At 64.7% G+C, this 26,728-nt stretch carries 19 protein-coding genes; 8 read left to right on the top strand and 11 right to left on the bottom strand.

Translation table 11 applies throughout. The features are described 5' to 3' along the window. Window positions 1–123: 123 nt before the first annotated feature. Window positions 124–5,637, bottom strand: a complete 5,514-nt coding sequence (locus tag AB7A72_RS11845; protein ID WP_369460086.1) for a prealbumin-like fold domain-containing protein — start codon at window positions 5,635–5,637, stop codon at window positions 124–126. A 1,030-nt stretch (window positions 5,638–6,667) separates the two neighbouring features. Here AB7A72_RS11845 and AB7A72_RS11840 point away from each other — a divergent pair. The 5 genes from AB7A72_RS11840 to AB7A72_RS11820 all read left to right on the top strand — a co-directional run bounded on the left by AB7A72_RS11840 (window position 6,668) and on the right by AB7A72_RS11820 (window position 11,681). Further along, the gene (locus AB7A72_RS11840; RefSeq protein ID WP_369460085.1) at window positions 6,668–7,336 is read left to right on the top strand and encodes a hypothetical protein; all 669 of its coding nucleotides are present in this window, start codon (window positions 6,668–6,670) and stop codon (window positions 7,334–7,336) included. A gap of 632 nt (window positions 7,337–7,968) precedes the next feature. Further along, window positions 7,969–8,238 carry a hypothetical protein gene (locus AB7A72_RS11835; RefSeq protein ID WP_239812464.1) on the top strand — a complete coding sequence of 90 codons (270 nt, stop codon included), beginning with the start codon at window positions 7,969–7,971 and terminating at the stop codon, window positions 8,236–8,238. Window positions 8,239–8,421: 183 nt separating this feature from the next. Beyond that, window positions 8,422–8,586, top strand: a complete 165-nt coding sequence (locus tag AB7A72_RS11830) for a hypothetical protein (RefSeq protein ID WP_312835513.1) — start codon at window positions 8,422–8,424, stop codon at window positions 8,584–8,586. Window positions 8,587–8,802: 216 nt separating this feature from the next. Continuing rightward, a complete protein-coding gene (locus AB7A72_RS11825; protein WP_158400602.1) occupies window positions 8,803–8,976 on the top strand; it encodes a hypothetical protein in 174 nt (57 codons plus the stop codon). Window positions 8,977–9,479: 503 nt separating this feature from the next. Further along, window positions 9,480–11,681, top strand: a complete 2,202-nt coding sequence (locus AB7A72_RS11820; RefSeq protein ID WP_369460084.1) for a hybrid sensor histidine kinase/response regulator — start codon at window positions 9,480–9,482, stop codon at window positions 11,679–11,681. Window positions 11,682–11,775: 94 nt separating this feature from the next. Here AB7A72_RS11820 and AB7A72_RS11815 read toward each other — a convergent pair whose 3' ends face one another. The 6 genes from AB7A72_RS11815 to AB7A72_RS11790 form a co-directional block, all read right to left on the bottom strand. After that, on the bottom strand, window positions 11,776–12,279 hold the full coding sequence (locus AB7A72_RS11815) for a DUF4142 domain-containing protein (protein WP_369460083.1): 504 nt from the start codon (window positions 12,277–12,279) through the stop codon (window positions 11,776–11,778). A 67-nt stretch (window positions 12,280–12,346) separates the two neighbouring features. Next, complete coding sequence (locus AB7A72_RS11810) at window positions 12,347–12,841, bottom strand: hypothetical protein (protein ID WP_369460082.1); 495 nt, start codon at window positions 12,839–12,841, stop codon at window positions 12,347–12,349. 85 nt (window positions 12,842–12,926) lie between these two features. Further along, a complete protein-coding gene (locus AB7A72_RS11805) occupies window positions 12,927–14,738 on the bottom strand; it encodes a S9 family peptidase (protein ID WP_369460081.1) in 1,812 nt (603 codons plus the stop codon). A 243-nt stretch (window positions 14,739–14,981) separates the two neighbouring features. Further along, window positions 14,982–15,161: a hypothetical protein gene (locus AB7A72_RS11800; protein ID WP_239812470.1), complete on the bottom strand. Its 180-nt coding sequence runs from the start codon at window positions 15,159–15,161 to the stop codon at window positions 14,982–14,984. 188 nt (window positions 15,162–15,349) lie between these two features. Continuing rightward, window positions 15,350–16,513, bottom strand: coding sequence for a zinc-dependent alcohol dehydrogenase (locus AB7A72_RS11795; protein ID WP_239812471.1), 1,164 nt, complete (start codon window positions 16,511–16,513; stop codon window positions 15,350–15,352). Between the two features lie 41 nt (window positions 16,514–16,554). After that, window positions 16,555–16,977 (bottom strand): hypothetical protein, encoded by a 423-nt coding sequence (locus tag AB7A72_RS11790; protein WP_239812472.1) that lies wholly within the window; start codon window positions 16,975–16,977, stop codon window positions 16,555–16,557. 281 nt (window positions 16,978–17,258) lie between these two features. On the opposite strand from AB7A72_RS11790, the gene AB7A72_RS11785 reads away from it, so the two are divergent. The 3 genes from AB7A72_RS11785 to AB7A72_RS11775 all read left to right on the top strand — a co-directional run bounded on the left by AB7A72_RS11785 (window position 17,259) and on the right by AB7A72_RS11775 (window position 22,614). Then, window positions 17,259–19,658, top strand: a complete 2,400-nt coding sequence (locus AB7A72_RS11785) for a catalase (RefSeq protein ID WP_369460080.1) — start codon at window positions 17,259–17,261, stop codon at window positions 19,656–19,658. A gap of 110 nt (window positions 19,659–19,768) precedes the next feature. Then, entirely contained in the window at window positions 19,769–20,770 is a 1,002-nt protein-coding gene (locus AB7A72_RS11780; protein ID WP_239812474.1) for a bifunctional heptose 7-phosphate kinase/heptose 1-phosphate adenyltransferase, read from the top strand. Between the two features lie 392 nt (window positions 20,771–21,162). Further along, window positions 21,163–22,614: a sigma-54-dependent transcriptional regulator gene (locus AB7A72_RS11775; RefSeq protein WP_239812475.1), complete on the top strand. Its 1,452-nt coding sequence runs from the start codon at window positions 21,163–21,165 to the stop codon at window positions 22,612–22,614. Window positions 22,615–22,668: 54 nt separating this feature from the next. Here the strand turns inward: AB7A72_RS11775 and AB7A72_RS11770 are convergent, their stop codons facing one another. The 4 genes from AB7A72_RS11770 to AB7A72_RS11755 are packed head-to-tail and all read right to left on the bottom strand — an operon-like array spanning window position 22,669 to window position 26,696. Next, window positions 22,669–23,661 (bottom strand): glycosyltransferase family 4 protein, encoded by a 993-nt coding sequence (locus tag AB7A72_RS11770; protein ID WP_239812476.1) that lies wholly within the window; start codon window positions 23,659–23,661, stop codon window positions 22,669–22,671. Continuing rightward, the gene (locus AB7A72_RS11765; protein ID WP_239812477.1) at window positions 23,639–24,790 is read right to left on the bottom strand and encodes a glycosyltransferase family 9 protein; all 1,152 of its coding nucleotides are present in this window, start codon (window positions 24,788–24,790) and stop codon (window positions 23,639–23,641) included. The genes AB7A72_RS11770 and AB7A72_RS11765 overlap by 23 nt, the downstream gene beginning before the upstream one ends. After that, entirely contained in the window at window positions 24,787–25,347 is a 561-nt protein-coding gene (locus AB7A72_RS11760) for a D-glycero-alpha-D-manno-heptose-1,7-bisphosphate 7-phosphatase (RefSeq protein WP_239812478.1), read from the bottom strand. The genes AB7A72_RS11765 and AB7A72_RS11760 overlap by 4 nt, the downstream gene beginning before the upstream one ends. Further along, window positions 25,344–26,696 carry a glycosyltransferase family 4 protein gene (locus AB7A72_RS11755; protein ID WP_239812479.1) on the bottom strand — a complete coding sequence of 451 codons (1,353 nt, stop codon included), beginning with the start codon at window positions 26,694–26,696 and terminating at the stop codon, window positions 25,344–25,346. The genes AB7A72_RS11760 and AB7A72_RS11755 overlap by 4 nt, the downstream gene beginning before the upstream one ends. Window positions 26,697–26,728 lie beyond the last annotated feature (32 nt).

Below are 26,728 nucleotides of genomic sequence, written 5' to 3'. Positions count from 1 at the left end.
GCGCTGAAAACAAGAAGCAGACACCAACAGGCCACCTCTACGGTGGCCTGCTGTTTTTTAGCTCTTTCCGCACTCTTGCGGCACTGGCGCCCACTGCCCGGCCAGGCGCCAGGCCCAGCGATATCAGCGCCGCCTGGCTCGGGCGGGCAGTTGGGTCCAGCCCCCTGCCAGCAAAAGCAGCGCCAGCAGCACCAGGGCCGCGTCTGAACCCAGAGGCACCGGGATCACCTCACCAGAGACGATGGCATCGCTGTCGGTGGCCGTACACGGGGCATCCACCGTGCAGCGGCCACCTTCCAGCACGGCACTGTTGGCGGCAGTGCCACCAGCGGCGCCGTTGACCTTGGCGCGCACGGTATAGCTCACCTGGCCACCGGCAGCCACGCTGATGGCACTGCAGGTCAGGCCCGTGCAGGCGCCCGGGTCGGAGCCCTTGTCATCACCCGTTTGCCCGGCGATCGCCACATCGCTCAGTCCGCTGCCCGGGGTGTCCGACCAGCGCAATCCACTGACCGCCACACTGCCGGGGTTCGAAATACTGACGGTATAGGTCACCGTGCTGCCCGCGGTCACGCTGCTCGCGTTGTTGGTCTTGCGCAGCACCAGCCCCGGCTGGGCGCTGACGGCTGTCGTGGCGCTGGCGCAGTTCGCTCCCGCGCAGCCAGGACCCGGCACGGCCGGCGTGCCGCCAGCAGGGTCCACCGAGGCGTAGTTGGTCAGATTGCCTTCCACATCGGGCGCAGTGGCAGTCAGCACTATCGCTGCGGTGCCACCGTTGGCCGCCACCGGGCTGCCCACTGCGCAGCTGAGCAACGCACCGGCGCTGCCCAACGGTGTGCAGACGCCGCCGGTGGCCGCCGTAGCCACCATGCCCGCTGGCAGCTGGTCATAGACCAGCACGCCTGCAGCAGCGTCGGTCTGGCCACTGTTGGTCACCGTCAAGGTGTAGCTGAGGCTTTCACCACCCACCACCGACCCGGCACTGGTCTTGCTCAGTGTCAACGCAGGCGGTGTCAGGCTGACGTTCACCCCCGTGGAGGCGGTATTGTTGCTGCTGTCGGGGTCATAGCTGTTGCTCCGGCCAGCGGTGGTGATGCTCACCACGCCGGGACTTGCCGGCGTGAAGATGGTCGTGCAGCTGATGGCCGCGCCACTTGCCAGATTGGCCACCGGGGGGGTCACTGGCGTGCCGTCGACCGTGCATACCGTGCTCACATTGGTGGCATCAGCGGGCACGCCAGAGACCACGCAGTCCGCATTGCGCGCCGCCGCAGGGCCTTGGTTGGTACAGCTGCTGACAACGGTGACAGGGCTGCCCACGGCCACAGTGACCGGCGGCTGCGTCGCTACCACCACATTGGCAGAGGCCGCGGAGGTGCTCACCGTGCAGTCCGCCCCGCAAGCGCCTGGCAGATCGCTGGTAATGGCATTGCTGATCGCCGCCTGCGCCAGTGGCGTATCCACCAGTACCGTGAAGCCCACCACGGCACTCGATGCGGCTGCCACCTGGACCGTTTGCGTGCAGCTGGTGCCTGCGGTCGTGCATTCGCCCGCACTCCAGCCTTCTGCCGTACCGGCATAGCTGGTGCCCGCCGAGACCGTCTCCGTCAATGTGACCTGCCCCGGCGTACCGCCACTGTTGGTCACGGTGATGGTGTAGGTCAGGGTATCGCCGGGCTGCGCCTGGTAGCCGGCGGGCGATGCTGCGCCATTGACCTGGGTCAGCGCCTTCGCGATGCTGAGCGCTGCAGCGGTGCTGACGGAAGTGAGCTTGCTGGTGCAATGCGATGCATCCGTGCAGGCGGCACCCGGCTGCGGTGCTGCTCCGCCGTTGTACGGATCGCCACCACCAGCGGCCGACGCGTGGTTGGTGACATCGCCCGTCGCACCACCGATGGCTGCAGCTGTCACGGTGACAGGCAGGTTGATCGTATCGCTGCTGCCGCCGGCAATGCTGGCCGCGCTGGTGCAGCCCACCTCCTGGCCGCTGACGGTGCAAACCCAGTTGCCGTAGGTGCCCGCTGCCGGGGTGATGCCCGCTGGCATGCTGTCACGCACGGTGATGGGGCCCACTGTGCCCACGCTGGCGTTGGTGTTGGCAACGGTCAACGTGTACTGGGCGCCTGCCTGGCCAACCACCCAGGGGCCGTTGTCGGTTTTGCTCAGCTGCAGGCTGGGCGTATCGACGGCCGTGGTGTTGGTGACCTTGCAGTTGTCCGTCGTGGGGCAAGTGGGGTCACCACCGCCTTGCACGCTCGCTGAGTTGCTCACGCTCGGTGCTGCGCTCGCCTGGGGGGTGACGGGCAGCACAAAGCTGATGCTCGATCCGGCCGCCAGGCTCGCGGCGCTCACGCAGTTCACTTGCTGGCCGGCTGCGGTGCAGCCTGCGGGCAAGGTGCCCAGGGTCATGCTCGATGGCACCAGGTCGGTCACCGTGATGGGCGCGTTGGTGGGCGCGGTACCGGTGTTGGTCACCGTCAAGGTGTAGCTCGAAGGGACACCGACCGACAGGCTACTGGCCGTTTTGGCCAGCGTGAGCTGGGGCGCATCCACTGCGGTGGTGGACTGGGGCTTGCAGCGTGCGGGCAGGTCAGCCGCAGCTGTGCCTGCTGCGCACAGCGGATCGCCGCCGCCGGTAGCGGTCGCCTGGTTGCTGACCGATTGGCCGTTGACTGCGTTTTGCGCCGTCACACTGATGGTGAAGCTGGTGCTGGCACCGCTGGCCAAGCCGGCCGCTGCCGTGCAGACCAGCGTTTGGCTGCCCGCTGGCGCTTGCGTGCAAGCGGCAGGAAGGCTGGCCGTATCGATGGTCAGGCCCGCCGGCATGGTGTCGGTCACCACCGCTGCCTCTGTGGTGGCAGCCGTGCCGGTGTTGCTCAAGGTCAGCACGTACTGGGCAGGCACACCGACGGTGAAGGCACCGACGGAGCTTTGCTTGGTCAAGCTCAGCTGCGGGGCGGTGACGGGGTTGTCGGTGGTGCCGCTGCAGTGCGCTTCAGCCGGGCAGCTGGGGTCGCCGGTGTTGGCATCGGCCTGCGCGGTGTTGACCAGGCTTTGGCCAATGGCACTGGGCTGGGGCGTCACGGGAATCGTGAAGCTGACCGCGCCGCCGGTGGCAATGCCAGCAGGCACCTGGCAAGTCACGGTCTGGCCTGCGGCCGTGCAGGCTGCAGGCAGGTTGCCGATGGCCAAGCCGGCCGGGATATCGTCGGTGATGGTGCCGGCCAAGGTGGGTGCCTGGCCGTTGTTGGTGGCTGTGATCACATACTGGCTGGCAACGCCCACGACAAACGGGCTGCTGAGGGTTTTGACGACATCCAGTCGGGGCGTGTTGACGCTGGTATTGACCGTGCTTTGGCAACCAGTCGTACAACTGGCGCCACCGCCGGAGACCGTCGCAGAATTGCTGACCAAAGCGGATGTGCCATTGGCCACGCTGACCGGTGCATTGATGACCGGGGCGTTGGAGCCTGGCAGCAGCACCGCATTGCTGGTACAGGCCAGTTGGCTGGAGGAGCTGGCACTGCAATCCCAGCCCGTTGCGGTAACAGGCAGGTTGATGCTTACACCGGCGGGCATCGTGTCATTGACGGTGATGGGGCCCACCGTGCTGCTGGTGCCGCTATTGCCCACCAGAATCGAGTAGGTGCCGGGCTGGCCGACCGCAAAGGCCGCAGGGGTCGCCGATTTCTGGATACGTAGCGCTGGCGCGCCGCTGTTGGTGTTGGTGGTGGTGCTCGTCTTCGCGCAAGGCAGCACGCTGCAGCCCACCCCGGCCGGGGGCGTGACCGAGGCGCTGTTAACGATGTCACCGGTGGCGCTCAGTTGCGCCACGCCGCTGACATTCACCGTCACGCTCTGGCCGCTGGCCAGGTTGACGCCGGTCAGGTTGATGGCGTTGCCGGTGCCGCTGCTGCTGGCCCCGCAGTTGGCCACCGGCGTGCAGCTCCAGCTGCTGACTGCCACATTGGCCGGCACATTGTCGGTCACCGTGACGCCATTGGCATCGCTGGGGCCGGCGTTGCTGACGACGATCTGGTAGTTGAGGGCTTGCCCGGGCAGATAGCTGCCACTGGGACTGGCCGATTTGGTGATGCCCAGATCGGCCTGCACGGCCACTGCCGTACTGGTGCTGGCGCAGCGTGGATCGCCGGCGCTGCAACTGCCGGGTTCCGGCGCATTGCCGCCGTTGGCCGGGTCTCCGCCGCCGCCCACGGTGGCACTGTTGGCCACACCGGGCACCGCGGCGGCGCCCACCGTCACCGGCAGGGCAATCGCAGAGACCGCGCCAACCGCAATCGGCGCGCTGCTGGTGCAGCTGACCGCCTGGCCGCTGACCGCACAGTTCCAGCCGCCGTAGGTGCCCGCAGTCGCAGAAATGCCTGCCGGCAGGCTGTCACGCACGGTCACCAGGCCCGAGGTGGGCGCCGTTCCGGTGTTGCTGACGCTCAATGTATAAAGCGCCCCGCTCTGCTGCACCGCCCAGGGCCCGTTGCTGGATTTCGCCAGGCCCAGCCGGGGCGCCGGTGTCACCGTGATGATGATGTTGGCATTCGCCGTCAGTCCAGCCGCATCGGTGATTTGGTACGGTACGGTGACCACCCCGGTGAAGCCAGCCGCTGGTACAAAGCCGTAGTCGCCCGCCGCGCTGACCGACAGCGTTCCGCCCGCCAGATTGCGCACACAGGGAAAGGCGGTGCAGGCAGCGCCGTTCAGACCGACCAAGGCCACATTGGTCCCGGTATCGTTGGCGAAGATCGAAGCCGTCCCGTTGACTGGCACATCCATCAAGGTGGTCTGGGTGTCGTCCGCTGCGAGCAGCAGCGAATTGGCCATCTGGCAACTGATGTTGGCAGCGGGATGGAGCACGCTGGCTGGCAGGGAAATGGTATTGCCTGTGCGGCTGCCCAACAGGCCGGTGTTGCCGGTGATGGCGCTGTTGGCATCGGTGCAGGAAGCCGTTGCCAGGCGCCAACCCGGTGGAGACGCCGGCAGCGTTTCCGCGATGCTGACCGGCAATGTGGGATTGGGAACGTAAGCGGGGGCGCTGGTAACGGGCGTGTTGACAGCCGTGGTCGTCAGCGACGCCGTGGGCGATGAAAGGTTGGTATGGGCAAACGCAAAATTGCCGGTTGCCCCGTAGCTCACTTTGCTTGTCGTGACGCAGGTCGGTATCGAGGCCAATCCATAACCTACCAGATCACCGTTGGCCAGGCCGGAGGTCGTCAGTGTCAGACTGGAGACGAGACTGCTGGAGTTACCGACAACGGCACCCGATTCTCTGACGGTCGGCGACGGGTTGCCTCGCGAGATCACACCCGTTGCGGGGTTGTAATTGAAGACATCATACGGCGCAGCACCACCGGCCGACATCGTCGACAAGGAGAAATGGCTGGGGCTGGCCCCGCCGGTCACGGCCAGAGTCATGCTCGGCGTATAAGTGGGTGTCGAGGCAATGCCGATGTCAAAAATGAACAGCGCTATGCGATTGGCAGGCACCGGAGGGGAAAACGTATAGCTGAGCACCGTGTTGCCGGTGGCTCGCAAAAAGGCCGGTGTCGTGACCGATCTCTCCAGGCCCCGGACATTTTGAAATGTCACGGTGCCGCCGTTGTTGAACGTGGAGGCGGTGCTCATCGTCACCGAAGCAGTGCTGTTATAGCCCACCAGTGGAAACGTCTGCCCCGAGGCAGCGCTGTTGCCGCCCAGGTCACAGGTCTGCGCCCGTGCAGACCATGCACAAACCAGCAATACCCATAGCACCAGCCATCTCGACCCTAAAGGCACATTAAAAACACCAATAGTTCTTTTCATCGGAAACCTCAAATGGTTAGAAGTCACTCACCGAAAAATCAAATGGCAGCGTGCCTCTGCACGCACATGCGGCATCAATTATTTAAAACATCTATCAATTTAAGTACTTTAATAATTAATGGGCATTATTAATATTCTAACCAGCCTGGCTCCAAATACAATTCATTTAATGGTCTTGTAGCAGGAATACTGCAAATGCTATGGAAAAATAGGTGTAAACCAGGGGATCGGCCGCATGCCTCATGGCATTTCGCGGCTGAAACTTGAAAAAGGTATTGACAAAATATACAAACGTATAGGTCGCGCGCAGCGCACTGAAAATACCTTCGCGGTATTCGGGCGCAGGCCAGGCATTAACGCCGGGCATTCACCATCGCTGCGCCCACTTTGCGCGGTATCGCCAGTTACAGGGCGTTGGCACCGGGTACCAAGCATCCTGTTCCACGGCTGCTTCTGTTGAGCGATGAGAGAACAGCATTTGTTGCCAGAACAAAAATCCACACCCGTCGGCAGGCATTTGGCGACAAACCGTAGGGAATCACGAACACCCTCTCCGTACGGTCCCATACGCCTTCATTGAAACGCCAACTGGACCGCGGTTCGCTCTAGGGAGCGCTGCCGATACAGGGCAAGCTTCGATAGTTTGCCGTTAAATCGTATCTAGAAGTAAATTTATTGAATAAAGGGCGCCATCGTTCAATTCCCAAACGCACCCTCACCAGTAATGAGCGTTGGTTTGCCTTCTGCGCCCCTCGAACGCCTACGACTACACAAGACATGCCCTACAAACCGGGATGGTCAGGAGCCATAAATTGGAATGACCGACCGAGCGGTCGACAACAGGAGCACACCGATGAGCACCAGGTATTTTGACAAGCAGGGACATGGCCGGGATGACCCCCATGGAGGATCTGACATCAGGCACTCGGACGGCGATAGTGGATATGCGGATCCCAGCCAGGGCCGACATGGCACCGCGACAAACGATAGCGGCGACGCCGAGCGCGGCAGCTTTGGGCCTTATACGTCCAGCCAGGCACAGGACCGCAGCTACCGGGAGCAAGGCTGGGGCGACAACCGGGGCTGGAATGCCGAGTATGAAAGGCGGGAGAACGGGGGGCGATTCTCAGCATCGCCGGACTGGCGCAGCGGGGCCGCTGATCCTTCCATCGCGCAGCCCGACGATGTCTATCCCCAATACGGCATGCGCCGCAGCTCCGGCGCGGGCAGCAGCGATGAAGGCAGCTTTTCCGGGAGCCGCCATCCATCTGGGGCCCACTCGGCCTACGGCCCAGGCCAGGACGCGCCAGGCCGGCAGTATTCCCAGCATGACCAGGATTATCACCAGTGGCGCCAGGAGCAGATCGCGAATCTGGACAGCGATTATGAAGCCTGGCGTGGTGAGCGTTATCAGACATTTTCCGATGACTTCAACCGCTGGCGCGGCAGCCGCAACCGCAGCAGCACCACCACCACAGACGCCACTGCTGTTTCCGACAATAAAAGCAAGCCCTCCCAGTAAATGACCTATCGCCGGCCCCGACAGCGCCGGCTTTTTTGAGCCACTGCCGACAGCGCCTGGGCTATGGCCATCCGAGCCCGCTCGCTACAAAATTCTCCGTGGTTATTTAAAAAATAAAACATGCTATTAACCCGCCGATTCAAATAAGGTACCGCAACGCCGGCCGGACCTTTTCGGGACCCGCCTCTTCAGGCGGCTTTATGCACTGGAATCGGCCTATCGCGCCTACTCCCTTCGCCATGCGCCAGGGAGTCTGCAAAATCCTCGCCCCATGCGAAGGACGCAGACCGGCATGGCGGGCAACGCGTCTCTTGCAGTTCATAGCCGGTCATTGACAACAGAGACCACCTGGCGATTACCTGAGGCCGCGCGGCCCGGGCAGGGAAATATGCAGAGGGGCCCTCGATGGCCATCGCCTGCCATCGGCTTATAGGGGCTGCGCACCTGACGTTATTGCAGATCGCCGACAACGCGCACGCCGTGCGCGCCATGGCAAGGCATCCATTGCCGGCCATTTCCCCGCGCCTGCGTTACACGTGCTTCCACCCCGCTTTTCACAGCGTTGGGAACTGCGCTACCATTTCTTCCGCACTAATTACAGGGCCTATCACCTTATTCATCCAACCACTGCTATGAGCTTGTACGACACGATTGAATCGGCTTTCCTCCAGGTCTTGAAAAGCGGGCGCACTCCTCACCGGCTCCATCTCACCGAGGCAGGCCTTCAAACGCTGATCAACGACCCAACGTTGGGAGCTTCCTGGACACCCAGCATCCCGGATTTCTGGGAACAACGGGTATTGGGGATGCCATTGCAAAAATCCTTGGCGCATAACGCCATCGAAGTGGACGGCGAACTCGTGCTGCTGGACAGGCAGCCTCCTTCTCCTAGCGCAAAGTGACTGAGGGCGGCTGTGCGGACAGCCCATCCCGCATGCCCGCAGGGAGTTGAGGAAGTTGAGGCAGTTGCGGCGCATTCGCCGCACTACGACCATGCGAGAACAGCGACTACACCGCGCAGGCCCCTTCGCGCCTAAGCTGGTCTTGCAGCCTTGACAGCTGCGTGTACCGATGAGGAGATAGCGATGACGAACCGACAGCAAGGATTCCAAAGCCCCAATGGCGAAAAGCCCGAGGATGAAGCCAAGATGCAGGACCAACTGAGGCTCCCCCCTGAACACCAGGAGCGCGAGCACCAGGACGGGGGCGATGCTGAACGCGAGCGCCAGCGCCAGCAGTCGCAGCAGTGATGGCTCGGCATTCCTCTTACTGTACGCCCGCTCATGCGGGCGTTTTTTTGCTCACCGTAGACCAGACACTGGCGGTAACCGGAACGGCTGCGATGGCTGCAATGGCAAAAGCACTACAGGCAGTCAGCTAAAACCTTTTGACATTCCTCAGACGAGGCCTACACTGCGCCCCCGCTTGAGCGCAGATGATGGAGCCATCGAAGAAAGGAGTTCGTCATGCAACACCAGCCATCATTTCCGATGCTGACCATGCCAACCCGACCCTTAGTCGCGCAGCGTGGTGAGAAGCAAAACCGCTATGTTCCCGCCGTGTCCACGGACATCAGCAAGACCTTCGAAAAATACCGCCGTCTGGCCGCCCTTCAGAACGCCAAGCAGTTGGCAACGTAGACGCGTTCGCAGACCTGCGCACTGCGCGATGCAGATGAAGCATTGGCGATGCGCAGTTTGGCCTGTAGCGCGCGGCCCTGAGATGTCCGTGCGCTGAACGTCTGCCTGAGGTTCTCCAACCTCCCATTCCGTTTCCTGCCGAGTTCATGCATTTCCCCTCCATCCGGTTCAAGTTGGCATGAACGGCTTCTCGCAAGCATCGGCTTTCTTATCGCAATGCGCTGACAATCCTCTGCGTTGTATGAAGCCCGCTGGCCCTGCCAGCGGGCTTTCGCGTTGCACACCGTGCTACACCGTATACATGACCATGTCCAGCCCGGGAGCCGCCTAGGTGACTCCTACGCCGTATACAGCCACCAGCTGACTCACAATTGTTCATATTGTGCGGACAATGGGTGACCGTCCTTACTGCCGCCATGGCCTGCGGAATTAGCACTCCCTGTTCTCCATGCCTTTGTAGCGATTCCCTCGTCCGGCCTCGCCGTACCTATTTGGAGAGCCCCTTGGATTCACCATTTCAACTGGCCCAGCAGATGGCGCAGCTCGACCTGGAGCAAAGGCAGGCGCTACTGATGATCGCCTCAGGCGCACCAATGGCCACGTGCCTGGATGCGCTGACCGAGGCCGTGGGGCGCCTGGCTCCGGGCACACGGGCCTGTGTGCTGCTGACCAACCATGACCGCAGCGAGATGGCCGGTGGCTATTCCTCGCATTTTCCGCCGTCTTTTTCGGAGTCGGTCCGGGGTCTGCCCATCGGCGAGGCCCTGATCGGCACCTGTGGCACCGCGATCTACGCCGGCGAGCCGGTCACCTGTGCCGACGTAGAGAATTCATCGCAATGGTCCCCCGCTTGGCGGCGGCTGTGCCTGGAAAACGGAATTCGCGCGTGCCACTCCCACCCGGCCCAAGGCCATGGCTCCAGGGCTGTCGGCTCTTTCTTTCTGTGTCTGGGCGAGGCACGCGAGCCCAATGCCTGGGAGCGCCGCGTGGCCGAATTCGGTGCGTTGGCGACCGTCATCGTCGTGGAGCGCGAACGCGCTGCGGCGCATCTGCGCAAGGAGCTCGATTCGCTGGCCCGCCTGCAGGCGCTGAGCGCCGAGCTGGTCGGGCCGGGCCAGTTCGAGCTGCTGCTGAAAAAGATTCTGGCGGCGGCGGCCGATATCTCGGGCACCGATAAAGGCAATATCCAGATATGGGATCCAGACAAACGCAGCCTGCGTATCGTCGTGCACCAGGGGTTGGGCGAGCGCCTCGTCGCACACTTTCTTGAAGATGGCTGGGATGCCAGTTGCGGTGAGGCAGCGCGGAATATACAGCGCCTGGTCGTTCCCGATGTGCTGGAACTCGAAGCGCTGCGCGGCACCGTCGGGCTGGAGATCGTCGTCGAGGATGGCATCCGGGCTATCCAGTGCACCCCTTTGCTGAGCCGCGATGGGCGGCTGCTGGGCATGCTCAACAACCATTACCGCCAGCCCGGGGGGCCTTCCCCCGATGCGCTGCGCTACATCGATCTGCTGGCGCGTCAGGCGGCCGAACTCATTGAGCGGCACCAAAGCGAATCGGAGTTGGCGAAGGAGCGCCAGCACAAGGACGAATTCTTGGCGATGCTGGCCCATGAGCTGCGCAACCCGCTGGCACCGATGCGCAACATGCTGGAGGTGCAGAGACGCTCGCGCGGCAACTGGCAGCAGGTGATGGAAGCCAATGAAGTCATGGAGCGCCAGCTCCAGCAGCTGGTGCGCCTGGTGGATGACCTGCTCGATGTCAACCGCATCAACCGCGGCAAGCTGGAGCTGCGCATGGAGAACGTCGCGGTGGAAGACGCCGTTCGGCAAGCCGTTGAAATGTGCCGCCCCGCGCTGGACGCACGGGGCCACCAACTGCAATTGACACTGCCCTCGCAACCCGTGGCGGTCAATGGCGACTCTGCCCGGTTGACGCAGATCCTGGGCAATTTGCTGACCAATGCAGCCAAATACACGGCCCCGGGCGGGCTCATCCAGTTGCAGGTGGAGAGCAGTGGTCCTCGCGTTCTGATCACCGTCCAGGACAACGGCTCGGGCATCCCCCAGGACCAACTCGACCATATCTTTGAAATGTTCAGCCAGGTGGACCGCAGCCTGGAGCGTTCACAGGGTGGGCTGGGCATAGGCCTGATGCTCGTCAAGCGGCTGGTGGAGATGCACGGAGGAAGCGTCCAGGCGCACAGTGAAGGCCTGGGCAGGGGAAGCCGCTTCTGCGTCGCTTTGCCGCAGGCTGAGCTGGAAACCCCGCCGCTGCCGCTGCCACTCGCTCCACGCGACAGCATCCCGCGCCGCGTGCTGATTGCCGACGACAATGCCGACGCAGCGATGTCGCTGGCCACGATACTCAAAATGGAAGGCCACCATGTGCAAACCGCCTGCAGTGGTGCCCAGGCGCTGAGCCAGGGCCAGGTCCTGCAGCCTGAAGTGGTGCTGCTGGACATTGGCATGCCCGACATGAATGGCCTGGAAGTCTGCCGCCGCATGCGCCAGCTGCCCTGGGGCCGGGCCATCACCATCATCGCGTTGACCGGTCTGGGCCAGCAAGAAGACAGGCGCCAGTCCGAGGAAGCAGGCTTTGACGCCCACCTGGTCAAGCCCGTCAACATCAAGCTGCTGACCGACATGCTCAGCACGTTGCCAATGCAAAAGCTGATGGCATCGTTTGGCACCGGCATGTGAGCCCCGTGTCAGCCCGTCCGGCAAAGCGGGCAGCAGACCTGCGCTGCTGCAATGCCGGACGCGGGGCAGTTGCCGCAGTCTGGGCCGGCACTGCCTATTGACCCTGGTTCTTTTTCATGCCCAGCGCATGTGCGCGGTGGGCCTGGAGGGCCGGCAAGGTCTTGGCGGCAAAGGCCCGCACCTGGGCATCATCTGCAGACCTGCTGGCCTTCTCGAAAAGCCCGATGTCGTGCGCATGGTCGTTCAACCCCACCTCATCGATAAAGGTCTGGTCGAAGCTTTTCGCTTGCGCCACATTGGCCAGGCGTTGGGTTTTGTCATTCGGCAGCGTTGTCGGTAAACGCACACCCTTGCTGCTGGCGAGTGCCTTGAGTTCCGCGTTGGCCGCTGTGTGGTCCTTGACCAGCGTAGAGCCGAACGACTGGACCGCCGAGCTGGTGCCCTTTTGCTGGGCCAGATGGCCTGCCTGGACTTCGTACAGACCACCGGCTGCGGCCTGCTGCAGGAAGGCCTCGTCCTGCTTGCTGACGTCGGCTTGCGCCGAGGCCGCCGATGCCAGACCGCAGAGAATCACTGAAAAACGGGTGATGGTTGTCATGGCTGCTCCTTTGAAATACACGGAAAGGGGAACGTCGGTTGCCTGGGATGGAATGGCCTGTGCGGTCTCAGTGGCCGCCACCACCGGCAGGCGCACTGTGGGTGGAGCCGTCGGGCACCGCACCGCTGCCCCCGGGCGCAGCCCCACCGGAGGCTGCGTTGTCGCTCGGCGCAGCGCTGGTGGCAGGCGGCGCGCTGGCCGCACCTGGGCCTGCGGCACCTGGGCCGGCCGCACCCGCACCCGCGCCACCGCTGGCGCCTCCAGCGCCGGAATCGGGCGCTTTCGGCGTCACGCCCAGGTCCGGGTCCTTGCCGGTGATCGTGGCGCCATGGCCCTGGGCATCCACCCGCGCGGCATTGCTGCCTCTTTCCGGGCTGCCGGCACCCGGGTAGGTCGCGCCCGGTCCGCCAGGCTCTGCAGGCGGTGGCGGCACCTTGGGGACGGGAAACGCGGAGTCTGCCTTGTCGCGGTCACAGGCGCTCAGCACCAGCATGCTGGCCAGGGCTAACGCCAGCCCCGGCAATACCCGCCGGGCCCGGCTGGGCGATTTGTCTGCATTCATCTCGGTCTCCTGGTTGCTGGGCTGTTGGCGGCTGCGGACACAAGGTCACCGCCGCTCAGCCCTGGATTGAAAAAGCGCATCCCGGTCATGCCTTGGGCAGCGAATCGGCCATCCAGGCCCGCATGCGCTCGAGCAGATCGACCCGGTGCGACGGCTTGCCGGACACCGCGAACGAATGGCTGCCTCCCGGATACAGCACCATCTCGGTTCTGGCCTGACCCAGGTAGGCCAGCTTCACATACAGCTCTTCGGTCTGCGAACGCGGGCAACGCTGGTCTTCCAGCCCCTGAATGAACAAGGTCGGTGCCGTCGCATGTTCGATCGAAAAGGTCGGCGACAGGCGGTAGACCGTGCGGCGGAAATCTTCCTGCGGCACGTCCATGGAATAGGTATCCGAGTAGTACCCGCTGTCCGACGTGCCGAAATGGGATTCGATATTGGCGACAGGCGCACTGACAACGGCGGCTTTCAAGCTGCTCTCATGCGCGATGCTGTAGGCCGCCATGAATCCGCCATAGGAGTTGCCGGTCACTGCCACATGCGCGTCCACCAGATCCTCCGCTTGGAGCTGACGGACAATATCCAGGTGCTGGGGCAGGTCCAGCTCGCCCCATTTGCCGCGCAGGCGCCCACAAAACGCTCTGCCGTAGCTGCTCGATCCCACCGCGTTCGCCGACACCACCGTCCAGCCCTGGGATGCCAGCATCTGCCAGTAAGCGTGCGATGCAAATGTCAGGTCCACATAGCTGGCAGGGCCGCCGTGAAAATCGAGCAGCAAGGGCCTGGTGGACGGAGCAAAACACCCCGATGCCTTGTCCGGACGCAATATCCAGGCATCCACAGACTCCTTGCCTCCGTTGCCATCGGGCACCTGAAAACGGCGGTATTCGGCCACCAGCGCGTGCCGGTCATTCCGCCAGTCGTTGAAATGGCTGATGGCGCGTTCCTGCGCATCGCCGGGCCCTTGGAAATAGACTTCCTGCGGATGCACCAGGTCTTCCCGCGTGTACGCCAGGCCATCGGCCTGAACCAGCGCGCCGACATGGAAATCTCCGCCCCGCAATATCCGGACCTCGCCCGCAGGTATGGCGATCGAGGCGGCGCACTGCAGACCGTTCTTGACCTGCACAAAGCCCAGTGAACGCGAATCCTTGGACCAGCACAGATCGCCGGCCAGCACCTCCAGCGATGCGGACCCGAGGCCACTGACCTTCTTGCTGTGCAGATCGATCAGCCACAGCCGGTTCTGGGCATCGCCGGCCTGCTCGGCCCCCATGAAGGCAATCCAGCGGCCATCGGGTGACCAGCTCGGCGAGGCGCTGTTGCTTTGCGCCACACTGAGGCGCTCGGACTGCGCAACCTGGCCGTCCTGCAAATGCAGCAACCAGATATCGGTGCAGTGGTATTCGTTGTCTGCCTCACGCGTCCTGGCAATGCAGATGCTGTTGCCGTCCGGGCTCCAGGCGGCCGCACGCACATCGTAGTCACCTGCAGTCAGCTGCGTGGCCTGGCCGCCGGGCACTGCCACCAAAAACAGGTGGTTGCGGGTATGCAGCGTGTAGTCCCTGCCATCCATCTTGTACGGCAGCCGCCAGCAGCGCTGCGGCGCATTCAGATCCGGGGCTGCCCGGTGGGCGCCGTCGCGTTGGCGCGCACCTTCGCGGCCCGCGTCGGGGTCCACGGTGACATTGCCCAGCGCCAGCAGTGCCTGGCCATCGGGGCGCCAGCGGATATCGTTGGCGCCACGGGCCAGGTTGGTGATCTGCCGGGCCTCACCGCCCTCACCCGGCATCAGGTACAGCTGCGCGGTGCCATCACGCCGGTCCGACAGAAACGCGATCTGCCGGCCGTCCGGAGACCAGCGCGCCGCCGTATTCTTGGACGGCTCAGCCGTCAACTTCCGCGGTGCTGCCCCCGGTTCGGTGGGAAGCAGCCATATATCGGAGAGATAATCATCTTTGTCCTTGTCCGCATATTGGACTGTGCACAGCACCTGGTTATCTTGGGACATATCCAAGCCGGAGATAACCTGGTCAAGAAAAACATCATCGGGCGTGAAAGCATCGGGCATGGGATAGAACCTGGAAGCGATGAGGTCATCAAAAAGCGGCTTGGTAATGGCTACCAAGCCGCAGGCTGCTTAGCGCTGCTGACTGCCTTTGTTGGCGTCGTTCCTGCTGCCTTCGCTCTTGTTGCCCTGCTGGTCTTGCTTGCGCTGGCTGCTGTCCTGGTTCTGCTGCTGCGCGCCGCCGCGTTGCTGCTCGGACTTGGCGTTGTTGTCCTGCTTCTGGTTCGTATCATTGCGATGTTGCTGGGTCATGATTCTCTCCTGGAGGAATTACCGAAAAGAGCTTCGGCACACCGATTAATGCAGGATCCATGCCATGGGAACACGTCGAGGGAAACGCCGTTGTGCCGGGCTTTACTCCCGCAGCGGAGAGAAAGATTTGCAGAAACAATTGCAGGCTTGCGCATGAAACCACCATGCCCCGGCAGTGCCTGCCCGCATCAGGGCGTCAATATCACCTTGCGGCAATGGTCCTGCTGCTTGTCGAAAATCTCATAGCCCTTGACGATATCGGCCAAGGCCATGCGGTGGGAAATGATCACCTCGGGATGCATCGCGCCGCTGAGGATATGGCCCAGCAGCTCCGGCAGGTACTTTTGCACATGGGTCTGGCCCATCTCGAAACACAGCCCCTTTTCAAACGCATCGCCGAACAGGAAGCCGTGGATGAACCCGGCATAGACCCCGGGAACGCTGACCACGCCGCCCCGGCGCGTGGCGGCAATGCACTGGCGCAGCGCCTTGCCGCTGGAGCCTTCGATCCTCAGGTTCGTCAGCAAGGTCTCGACCGCGCTGCCCTTGGCCTCAAAGCCCACGGCGTCGATCGTCGCGTCCACCCCCCGGCCCTTGGTCACTTCGAGGATGAAGTCGGCCGGATCGTCGATCTTGTCGAAATTGATCGGCGTGACACCATAGGTCTGCCGCGCGAAATCGAGGCGCTCATCGTTGTCGTCGACCATGAAGATCCGCTCCGCACCGAGAAAACGGGCACACAGCGCCGCCATCAGGCCCACCGGCCCGGCGCCAAAAATGGCCAGCGATGAGCCCGGGCTCACACGCGCGTTCAGCGCCGCCTGGTAACCGGTCGGCAAAATATCGGACAGAAACAGCACCTGCTCATCGCTGAGGGCCGCCGGTATCACGATGGGCCCGGTATTGGCCTTGGGCACCCGCGCATATTCCGCCTGGCCGCCGGAATAGCCGCCGTAGAGGTGGCTGTAGCCGAACATGCCCGCGCCCGGCCGGAGTTTTTTCTTGTTGAGAATCGCCCCCCGCCCGGGGTTGGTCTCTTCGCAGGCGGCAAACAAGGCCTTGTCACAGAAAAAGCACTCCCCACAGGCGATGACAAACGGCACCACCACGCGGTCGCCTCTCTGGACATGGCGCACTGCGGGCCCGACCTCCTGCACCACGCCCATGAATTCGTGGCCCAGGATGTCCCCGGACTCCATGTCCGGAATCTTGCCCCGGTAGATATGCAGGTCCGAGCCGCAGATCGCCGTGGCGGTGACCTGGATGATGATGTCCTCATCGTCCCGGAGGACCGGGTCGGGCATCGATTCGTAGCGCACATCCTTGGCAGCGTGGTAGGTCAAGGCTTTCATAGGGGGTTTCCTTCGGTGTCGAGGTTCTTGGGGGCCGGGGTTCAGCGGACGGGGGCAGGTACAGGGGTCCGTCCGGGAGCAGGTCGGTCAGGCGGTGCGCCGGGGGCACCGTTGGCCGCAGGGGCAGCAGGTGCCGTGGACGCATCCGGTATGCCATCGCGGTCTGGCTGGGGCACAGCCAGGCGCCCAGATGCGTCGTGGTCCGGGCGCGTGTCATGCCGCCTGTCGGCATCGGGAAGCGTCTGGCGGCTGCCATCGGGTTCCGGATCGGTGCTGCGGGGGGCCGGAACAGCGGGGCGCTCCGGCACCCGGCGCTCGGGCGTCCGGTCGATGATCGCGCCATGCGACGCATCCGCGTCGGGGGCCGCAGCAGCCGCTTGGGCATACCCCAGCGGTGGCAGCAGCGCCGCCGCCAGTCCCAGCACGGCAGCGAGGAAGGGTGCACGGTCATAAGAAGGGGTCATAGGGCTCTCCTGGGTGATGCAGGGCATATGCCCCGGCAGGGCATAGATCCTCGACATGCCACCGGCAATTGGCGTGCCTCGCCGCGAGGAGATGGGTTCTGCCTTCGTTTATGCCGCCGCAGGCCCGCAGGCACGGCATTTGCCCTGTGTGGGGAGCCGTCCGTTGCCGCAAGCCTCTTGTGGCATGCGGTACAGGCAGATGCCTAACAGGCCGAAGGCGCCGTCGCGCTCTGTGACCCGCTCGCGGGCCTGCTCTTCCCTCCCCCATGAAAAGGTGTTCCATGCCCAAAACCACTGATTCCGTGTCCAGCCCCAGCACCCAAGCCGCACCTGCGCGCAATACGGACAGCGGGCCGGCTGCCAGCGGGGCGGCCGATCTGCTGTCGCTCAAAGCAGCGCAAACCGAGGAACTGGCCGCAGCCCGCCCCTACAACCCCAACAAGGCGGGCGAGCACGGCTTCGACAGCGGCCTCAACCCGGCGCCCGGCGCACATGCCGATGCGCCATCCCGGCTGCCCACCGCCAGCACGCTGTCGGAGCTGGAAACCTCGGCCAAGACCGGCAGCATCGCGCCCGCTGGCACGAACGCGACCATCGGCACGCTCGACCGGGTGCGCGTGGACTCCGAGGGCCAGGTCCTGACCACCAACCAGGGGGTGCCGGTTGCCGACAACCAGAACTCGCTCAAATATGGCGAGCGAGGTCCAGCGCTGCTGGAGGACTTCATCCTGCGCGAGAAGATCACGCACTTCGACCACGAGCGCATTCCTGAGCGCATCGTCCATGCCCGAGGCTCTGGGGCCCATGGCTATTTCGAATGCTACGAGCCGCTGACCGACCTGACGCGCGCGGCGCCTTTTCAGAAGGCCGGCAAGGTCACCCCGGTCTTCGTGCGCTTTTCAACGGTGCAGGGTGAACGCGGCTCCAAGGACACGGCCCGCGATGTGCGAGGCTTTGCCGTCAAGTTCTATACCAACGAAGGCAACTGGGACCTGGTCGGCAACAACATGCCGGTGTTCTTCATCCAGGATGCGATGAAGTTTCCCGACCTGGTCCATGCCGTCAAGCCCGAGCCCCACCACCAGATGCCCCAGGCCGCCAGTGCGCACGACACGTTCTGGGACTTTGTGTCGCTGATGCCCGAGTCCACCCACATGCTGATGTGGCTGATGTCGGACCGGGCGATACCGCGCAGCTATGCGACGATGCAGGGCTTCGGGGTGCACACCTTCCGGCTGGTTAATACCGAAGGGCAGTCGGTGTTTGTCAAATTCCACTGGACGCCGATGGCCGGCACGCATTCCCTGGTGTGGGACGAAGCACTGAAGATCTCCGGCGCCGATCCCGACTACCACCGCCGCGATCTGTGGGAGCGCATCGAGGCCGGCGCCTACCCCGAGTACGAACTGGGCGTGCAGGTCTTCACCGAGGAAGAAGCCGATGGCTTCAGCTTCGACATCCTGGATGCCACCAAGATCATCCCGGAAGAGCTGGTGCCTGTGCGCCCCGTCGGGCGCATGGTGCTCAACCGCAACCCGGACAACTTCTTTGCCGAGACCGAACAGGTCGCGTTCTGCGCCGCCCATGTGATCCCCGGCATCGACTTCTCCAACGACCCGCTGTTGGCCGGCCGCATCCACTCCTATGTGGACACCCAGATATCTCGGCTGGGCGGCCCCAATTTCCATGAAATCCCGATCAATGCACCGGTCGTGCAGGTGCACAACAACCAGCGCGATGGCATGCACCGGCAGGCCATTGCGCGGGGCAAGGTCGCCTATGAGCCCAATTCGCTGGCCGGTGGCTGCCCGTTCCAGGCGGGCGCCGCGCAGGGCTTTGTCTCGGTGCCGGCGCGCATGCAGGCGCAGGAGGCCCAAGGCAAGGTGCGCGCCAAACCGGAGAAGTTTGCCGACCACTACACGCAGGCCAAGCTGTTCTTCGATAGCCAAAGCCCGGTCGAGCAGGCCCATATTGCTGCCGCCTTCCGTTTCGAGCTGAGCAAGGTGACGGTGCCCGCCATCCGCGAGCGCATGGTCTCGTCGCTGCGCAATGTCTCCGACGCGCTGGCCATGCAGGTCGCCCAGGGGTTGGGCATCGCGGCGCTGCCCGAGGCCATGCCGCTGGCGCTGGTGCAACCTGCCACGCCCGAGGTGTTGCAGTCGCCCGCGCTGTCGCTGGTCTCGCGCCCCGGCGAGATGCATATCCAGGGCCGCAAGGTCGCCATCCTGGTGGCGGACGGCTCCGATGGAGAGAGCGCCGTCGCATTGCACCAGGCGCTGTTTGCGCAGGGCGCGGTGCCCCGCTTTGTCGCGCCGCGCATCGGCCCGGTGGCAACCGCTGACGGCGTCGCGATCGATGCCGATGCATCGCTGGAAAACGAGCCGAGCTTTCTGTTCGACGCGCTGGCGCTGGCCAATGGGGATGCAGGGGTGCAGGCGCTGGCCGCCAATGGCTATACCGCCGAGTACATCCTGAACCAGTACCGCCATTGCAAGCCCATCCTGGTGATGCCCGATGCCTCGGCGCTGATGCAGATGGCCAAGATTCCGACGTCGCTGCCCAGCGGCGAGCAGGACCCTGGGGTGGTGATGGGTGCGACGGCCTCCGATTTCGAGGACTTCGTCAGCGCGATCACCCAGCATCGCCATTTCGAACGCGAGAGCGATCCACCGCGTGTGTAAGCGCCGGGCAGGCTGGCCGGCGGGCCCGGCCGGCCTGCGCCCTGCGCTGGCGCACGCCCGCCACAGAACCGGATATTCCGCTTCGACAGGCATTTTTGCAGGAGCACATGATGACTTATCTCCCTCTTGATGGCTATCCATCCGGCTTCCTGCCGTCCCGCGCGGCGCAGCCCGTACTCGTCGTGGGCGATGGCATGCTTGACCGCTACTGGGACGGCCAGGTGGACCGCATCTCCCCAGAGGCGCCGGTGCCGGTCCTGTCGATGCACCATGAGTGGCAACGCGCAGGGGGCGCGGCGAATGTGGCTGCCAATCTGGCGTCGCTCGGCAGTGTCTCCACCCTGGTCACCTGGCTGGGTGGCGATGCAGCGGGTGACCAGTTGAGCGGTCTCATTGAGGCGGCCGGTGTGACCCTGAAGGCCGTACGCAGCCCGCAGGCGACGACGACCCAGAAGATCCGGGCCGTCTGCAGCCACCACCAGCTGCTGCGCGTCGACATTGAGCAGCCCATTCCGCCGGACGCGCTGCAGGCGCTGTGCGCGCTGGTGGCCGAGCTGCTGCCGCAACACCCCTGGGTGGTGCTGAGCGATTACCACAAAGGCGTGCTGGCCCAGTGCGACCAGCTGCTGCAACAGGCCCGGCAACAGGGCTGCCAGGTGCTGGTGGACCCCAAGGGCAGCTGCTTTGACCAGTATGCCGGTGCCTGGCTGCTCAAACCCAATGAAAAGGAAGCGGCTGCCGTCACCGGCAGCTGGAGCGATGACACCGAGTTCGCCTCTCTGATGGAAGCGCTGCGGGCGCGGCTGCGCCTGGAGCATCTGCTCGTGACCCGGGGGAGCCGGGGCATGTCACTGTTCAGCGCCGGCCAGCCTGCGGTGCACATCGCGTCGGCAGCGCATGAGGTGTTCGATGTCAGCGGCGCGGGCGACACGGTGCTGGCCGCGCTGGCGGCCTGCCTGGCGGCAGGCGAGCCGTTGCACGATGCGGTGCGGGGCGCCAATGCCGCTGCTGGCCTCGCGGTAGCCAAGTTCGGTACCGCCGTAGTGACAGAAGCGGAGCTGCTGCAGGCGCGGGCCCAAACTGCCCGCAAGGCGCGGTTGCCGGCGCACTGACACCCCCCTACCGCCCGCGCAGCGCATGCCGTGGGCACCTGACAGTTGGATGGCATGGCATTCACGACGCGCAATGGCGCCGTGCCCACCCGACAGCAGCCACACTATCGGTCCGCTGCCTATGTAGCTATAAACAATCGTTATAGATTTTACGAATAAAAATACATAGCGCCACCGCAGCCGCCTGCCCCAGGGTCTTCGCCTGCCAGCACACCATGCGATAGCGCCTCCTGTAGCCAGCGTCAGTTGCGGGACAGGATTCTCCAGATTTCTCCTACAAGGCAAATAGCATCTTCACCTAAATTGACACTTTTTCACACAGTCTGTCGCCGCCTTCGGTGCCATCATGACAGTGTTGATTTGTCTGTGGGGGTCGTGGAGGAACGAGGGTTATGAAGCATGTATTGATCGTCGATGACGATACCGACTCGGCAGCCAGTATGCGGGCCTTGATCGCCGACGATGATTTTTCGGTCGCCGTGGCGCACAGCTTGCGCGACGCGCGGCGCCAGATGGCGCTGCAGCAACCGGCGCTGGTATTGCTGGACATCCAGCTGCCTGACGGCAGTGGTATGGACCTGCTCAAGGACGCCGACGTCGTCGGTGATGCGTTGGTGGTGCTGGTCACCGGCCATGCCAGCCTGGACACCTCGATCGCGGCCCTGCGCCATGGCGCTACCGATTACCTGGTCAAGCCGGTGCAGTTTCCCCGGTTGAAAAAAATTCTGGCGCAGCTGACCGCGTTGTCACCCGCGTCCCGCCCGCTGAGCGCCGAAGCGCGCGATGCGGCACTGGCGCCCACGATGACCGCGCAGGGCCAGTTTGGGCGGCTGTGGGGCCGCGCGCCTGTGATGCAGCGCATCTATGCGCAGATTGCCCGCGTGGCTCCCACGTCCATCACGGTCTTCATCACCGGAGAGAGTGGGACCGGCAAGGAGATGGCGGCGCAGACCCTGCATGACAGGAGTGCCCGCAGCGCCAAGCCGTTTGTCGCCGTCAATTGCGGCGCGATTTCTCCGAACCTGATGGAGAGTGAATTCTTCGGCCACGAAAAAGGCAGTTTCACCGGCGCCGACCGCCAGCACCAGGGCTTTTTTGAGCGCGCCGCCGGCGGCACCCTGTTTTTGGACGAAGTGACCGAAATGCCGCTGGACCTGCAGGTCAAGCTGCTGCGGGTGCTGGAGACCAGCACTTTCCATCGCGTCGGCTCGGCCCAGAGCCTGCAGGCCGATGTCCGTATCATTGCCGCCTCCAACCGCTGCCCTTTCGAAGCGGTCAAGGAAGGCCGGCTGCGCGAGGACCTGCTCTACCGCCTCAATGTGTTTCCGCTGCAGATGCCGCCGTTGCGCGAGCGGCTCAGCGATGTGCCCCTGCTTGCCGAGCATTTTCTGCGTGCCATCTCGGCCCAGGAAGGCGAGCCCAAGAAGCTCGGCGCAGCCGCCATCGCGCAGATCACCAGCTACCGCTGGCCGGGCAATGTGCGCGAGTTGCGCAATGCCATCCAGCGGGCCTATGTCATGGCCGAGGGCGGCGTCATTGACGAGGAATGGTTGCCCAAGACCGGAACCGGCGCGCCGCTGGCGGTGATGGACGTCCAGGAGCCGGCACAGATCCGCCCGCTGGCGGCAACCGCCGCCGCCGGGGACCCCGACACGCCGCAGCCGCCGGCAGCCGAGGCCACCTTGCAGCTTCCGGTAGGTATCTCGATGGCGACCGCCGAGCGCCAGCTGATCGAGGCGACGCTGAAGGAATGCCTCTACCAGAAGGAGCGCACGGCCGCCGTGCTGGGCATCAGTCTCAAGACCCTGTACAACCGCCTCAAGGGCTACACCAGCCCACAGTGAGCGCGCTGCACAGGGCGGGTGGCCTGTCCGCGTGGCCGGGTAACCGCCCCCTGGTCATGCGGTCACTTCCTCCAGCACCCGGCTCCAGTCGCTGGCAAAGCGTTCGATCGCAAAGCGCTCGCGCGCCAGCCGGCGGCCCTGGCTGCCCCACTCCGCCGCCAGGCCACGGTCAAGCAGCAGGAGCTGCATGGTCTCGACCAGGCGGTCGATCCGGTTGTCGATAAAGCCGTTCTTGCCACTGGTGATGACCGTGGCCAGCTCGGTGGTCGCCAGCCCGACGACCGGCAAGCCCATCATCATCGCCTCGATGACGGCCAAGCCCAGGCTGGTGTAGCGCACGGGATGGAAGAAGAAGCGGTGGCGCGCCATCAGCTCGGGCAAGGCCTGCTGCGCCACCTCGCCAGCGCCTCCCACGTCCTTGCTGCCTATGCCCACCAGACACAACGGCACCTGCGCTGCAGCCTGCTGCCATACATCCAGCCCCAACCGCCTGCCGCGCCGCCCGATGTTGTTGACCACCACCAGCCCCTGGGCCAGCTCGCCGCTCCAGACATGCTCGGCCAGCGGCTTGACGCCGTGCTCCACCACCCGGAAAGGCGTGACGCCGTTGTCCCACATCAGCGCATTGAAATGGGTCACATGGACCAGCAAAGCCTGCGGGTCCTGGCACCAGTGCAGCGTGTTGGTAGGGCTGTCCTGCGGCGGGTCATGCTCCAGCACGATGCGGGGCAGGCGCTGCTGCGCCGCGCTCAGCAGATGGCGGTCCGTCTCCCAGGCCTGTCTGGACTGGTACAGCACCACGTCGAACTCCATCGACTGGATCTGCGCCAGCGGCGCTTCATGGACATCCGGCCCCCAGGGCAAGCTGCCACTGCGGCCACTGTGGTGGGTGCTGCGCGCCGTATCGGTGACGAGCCAGAACGCGTGCGGCACCTGCGTCAGGTTGTAGAGATAGTTGCCGTGGACGTGCCAGGTCAGCACCCGCAGTTTTCTGCGCGGCTGCAGCAGTACGGGCACGGTCCGCTCAGCGGAGAGTTGCATGCTCATGGTGTTCCTTGTAAGGCCAGGCGGGCACTTGCGGTGCGCCTGACGAGGGGCCGGTGTGCCACCGGCCGGTGGTGAGCAGCTCCAGAGCGGCCTGCGCCACCGTATCGGCCGACAGCCCCCAGGCACAGGGATGGCCGATGGGACAGACCCGGTGCGCACAGGGCCGGCACTCAAGCGCATGGGCCAGCACCCGATGGCGGGAACGGTCCAGCGGCGCCCAGCGGCCGGTGTCACTGCCGCAGGCCGCCACGACGCTGGGCGTCTGCAGTGCAGCGGCGATATGGGAGACGCCGGTGTCATTGCAGACCAGCAGCGCGGCGCTGTCGATCAACACGCCCAGGGTCCACAGATCGGTCTGGCCGCAGAGGTTGGTGCACGGCGCACGCATCAGCGAGGCCACCGAGGCGACCAGCTCGCGCTCGGCCGCAGTGCCAGTCAGTACCACCGGCCAGCCCGCCTCGGCCAGGCGGTCGGCCACCTCGGCAAAATAGCCGGCCGGCCAGCGGCGCGACGGCAGTTGCGAGCCCACATGCACGATCACGTAGCGGCGGTTGCGCGGCACCAGCGCATGGGCGCGCTGGTAGTCTGCCGCGTGCAGCGGGAAATCCAGGTCGCTGCTGGTGGCGGGCAGGCCCAGGTGCCGGGTCAGCGCCAGCAGGCGCTGCAGCTCATGGCCCTGGACCGGCCAGCGCAAAAAAAGGGCTGCATCCGGGGCATCCGGCGCATCCCGCCCGCCCGGGCAGGCCCCCTCTTCGCAGAACCCGGCCAAGCGGCCGGCCTGCCACTGGGCCAGCATCGCATTGACGATGCCGCCCGAGCCGTGCAGTTGCAGCACCAGGTCAAAATGGCGCGCGCGCATGCGCTGCAGAAACCGCTCGCGCTGCTGCCGCGTGGGCTCAGCCACTTCGGGCAGACCGGGCCAACCGGCAAAGGGCTCAAAACGATCGATGCTGTCCAGCCGGTCGGCCAGCGCCTCGGCCCAGGGCAGCCCCACCAGGGTGATTTCCGCCTGCGGCCAAGCCGCGCGGACAGCACGCAATGCAGGGGTCGCCACCAGCATGTCCCCCAGCATCAGCGCCCGGAACACCGCCACCCGGCGTGGCGCCAGTGCGCCAGAGGCCGAGGTCATGCGGGCTCCAGAATGATGCGGACGACCTCTTCCCACGCCGTGCAGCGCGCCGAAGGCGCGCGCCCGGGTCCTGGCTTCCAGACGGTCTCCCCGCCGGAGTCGTAAAGGATGGTGCGGCAACCGGCGCCGCTGCCCGCTTCGACATCGTCCAAGGTATCTCCGATCATCCAGGAACGCGCCAGGTCGATGTCGTAGAGATCACCGGCCTCCTCGATCATGCCGGGCAGAGGTTTGCGGCACACACAGACCGGCGCCCCATCCGGGCTGGCCTGGTGGGGGCAGAACTGGAAACCACGCAGCTGCACACCGGCTTCCTCGCGCAGACGCCGGGCCAGCGCATCGCGCAGCACGAGCAGCTCTGCTTCCGAGAAATAGCCGCGGGCCACGCCGCTCTGGTTGGTCACCACCACCAGCTCATAGCCCTGCTGCGCCAAGTCGGCCATGGCCTGCAATGCCCCCGGGCGGAACTCCAGCAGCTCAGGGTTGACGTTGTAAGGCACGTTTTCGACCAGGGTGCCGTCCTTGTCGACAAAAATCGCGGGCTTGCGGCCGGTCATCGCTGCCACCCCGCATAGCCCCCCTGCCCCAGCGCGGGAGTTTGCCAGGGCGGCGCAGACAGCGCGTTCCAGGGGCCCGGCGATGCCGGGGCTGCAGCCCCCAGGCGCCCGCCGGCGGACGACAGGCGCTGGAACACAGCAGCGAGGTCGCGTGCAATCTGGCCCCAGGTGAAATGCTTGTGCACGCGCTGCATCCCGGCCAGCCCCATCGCCCGGGCCAGGCGCGGCTGCGCATGGAGCTTCTGCAGAGCCTGCGCCAGCGCCTGCGGTTGCTTGGGCTCGACGAGGTAGCCCGTCACCCCATCACAGACGGTATAGGCAATGCCGCCCACCTTGCTGCCGATCACCGGGGTGCCGCATGCCATCGCCTCCAGCGGCGTGATGCCGAACGGCTCGTACCAGGGCGTGGTGACGAATACATCGGCCGCCAGGTACCAGTCACGCAGCTCCTCACGATCGCGGCGGCCGGCAAAGCTCACCCGTTCGCTGATACCCAGCGAATGCGACAGGCCCATCAACCGGTGCAGCTCAGGGCAGGTCTCGGGGTCCGGAATGCGCTGCTCGCCACCGACCACCACCAGCCGGGCGGGCACTGTGCGCGGCAACAGCGCCAGTGCGCGGATCACGTTGTCAATGCCCTTGCGTGGCACCATGCGCCCCAGCTGCAGCACGATGAATTCATCCTGCACCAGTCCGAGCCGCGCCCTCGCCTCGCTGCGCGAGCCGGGACGGAACAGCTGGGTGTCGACCCCGCAGGCCACCGTGTCGATATGCGACGGCATTGCGCCATAGAGCCGGATCAGGTCGCTGCGGTCCTGCGGGCATTCGGCAATCAGCCGGTCCGAGCCATGGACCAGCGCCCGCTCGATGGTCTCGCGCTCATTCGGAAACCCGTCGGCCGCGCCCTGGTGTTCGCGCCGGACCAGCCCCAGCGCATGGAAGGTCGTCACCAACGGCGCACGCAGCGCACTGCGCAGGGCCATGCCCACCCAACCGGACATGAAAAAGTTCGCATGGATCGCGTCATAACGGCGGCGGGGCTCCAGCAAGCTGCGCGCTTGCTGCGCAAAATCAGGCATCCACTGCAGCAATTTTTCCTTGGGAATGTGGTGGGCAGGGCCTGCATCGATATGCAGCACCCGCACGCCAGGCGCCATCTCAACCTCGGCCGGCAGATGGGGGTCGTCGCGGCGCGTCAGCACATCCACCTGGTGGCCCATCTCCCCCAGGCAGCGGGCGACGCTGTCCACATAGACATTTTGGCCCCCGGCATCGGTGCTGCCGGTCAACGCAAGGGGCGAGGCATGCTCGCTGATCATTGCAATGTTCAAACGCTTGTCGTCATCCATCACTCGCTCCTTGCTGTTGGATCGCTGTACCG

The sequence above is a fragment of the Comamonas sediminis genome (assembly GCF_041107495.1).
Lineage (GTDB): Bacteria > Pseudomonadota > Gammaproteobacteria > Burkholderiales > Burkholderiaceae_C > Comamonas > Comamonas sediminis.
Note: the sequence above shows the minus strand (reverse complement) of the source record. Positions and strands in the feature narration are given on the sequence as shown.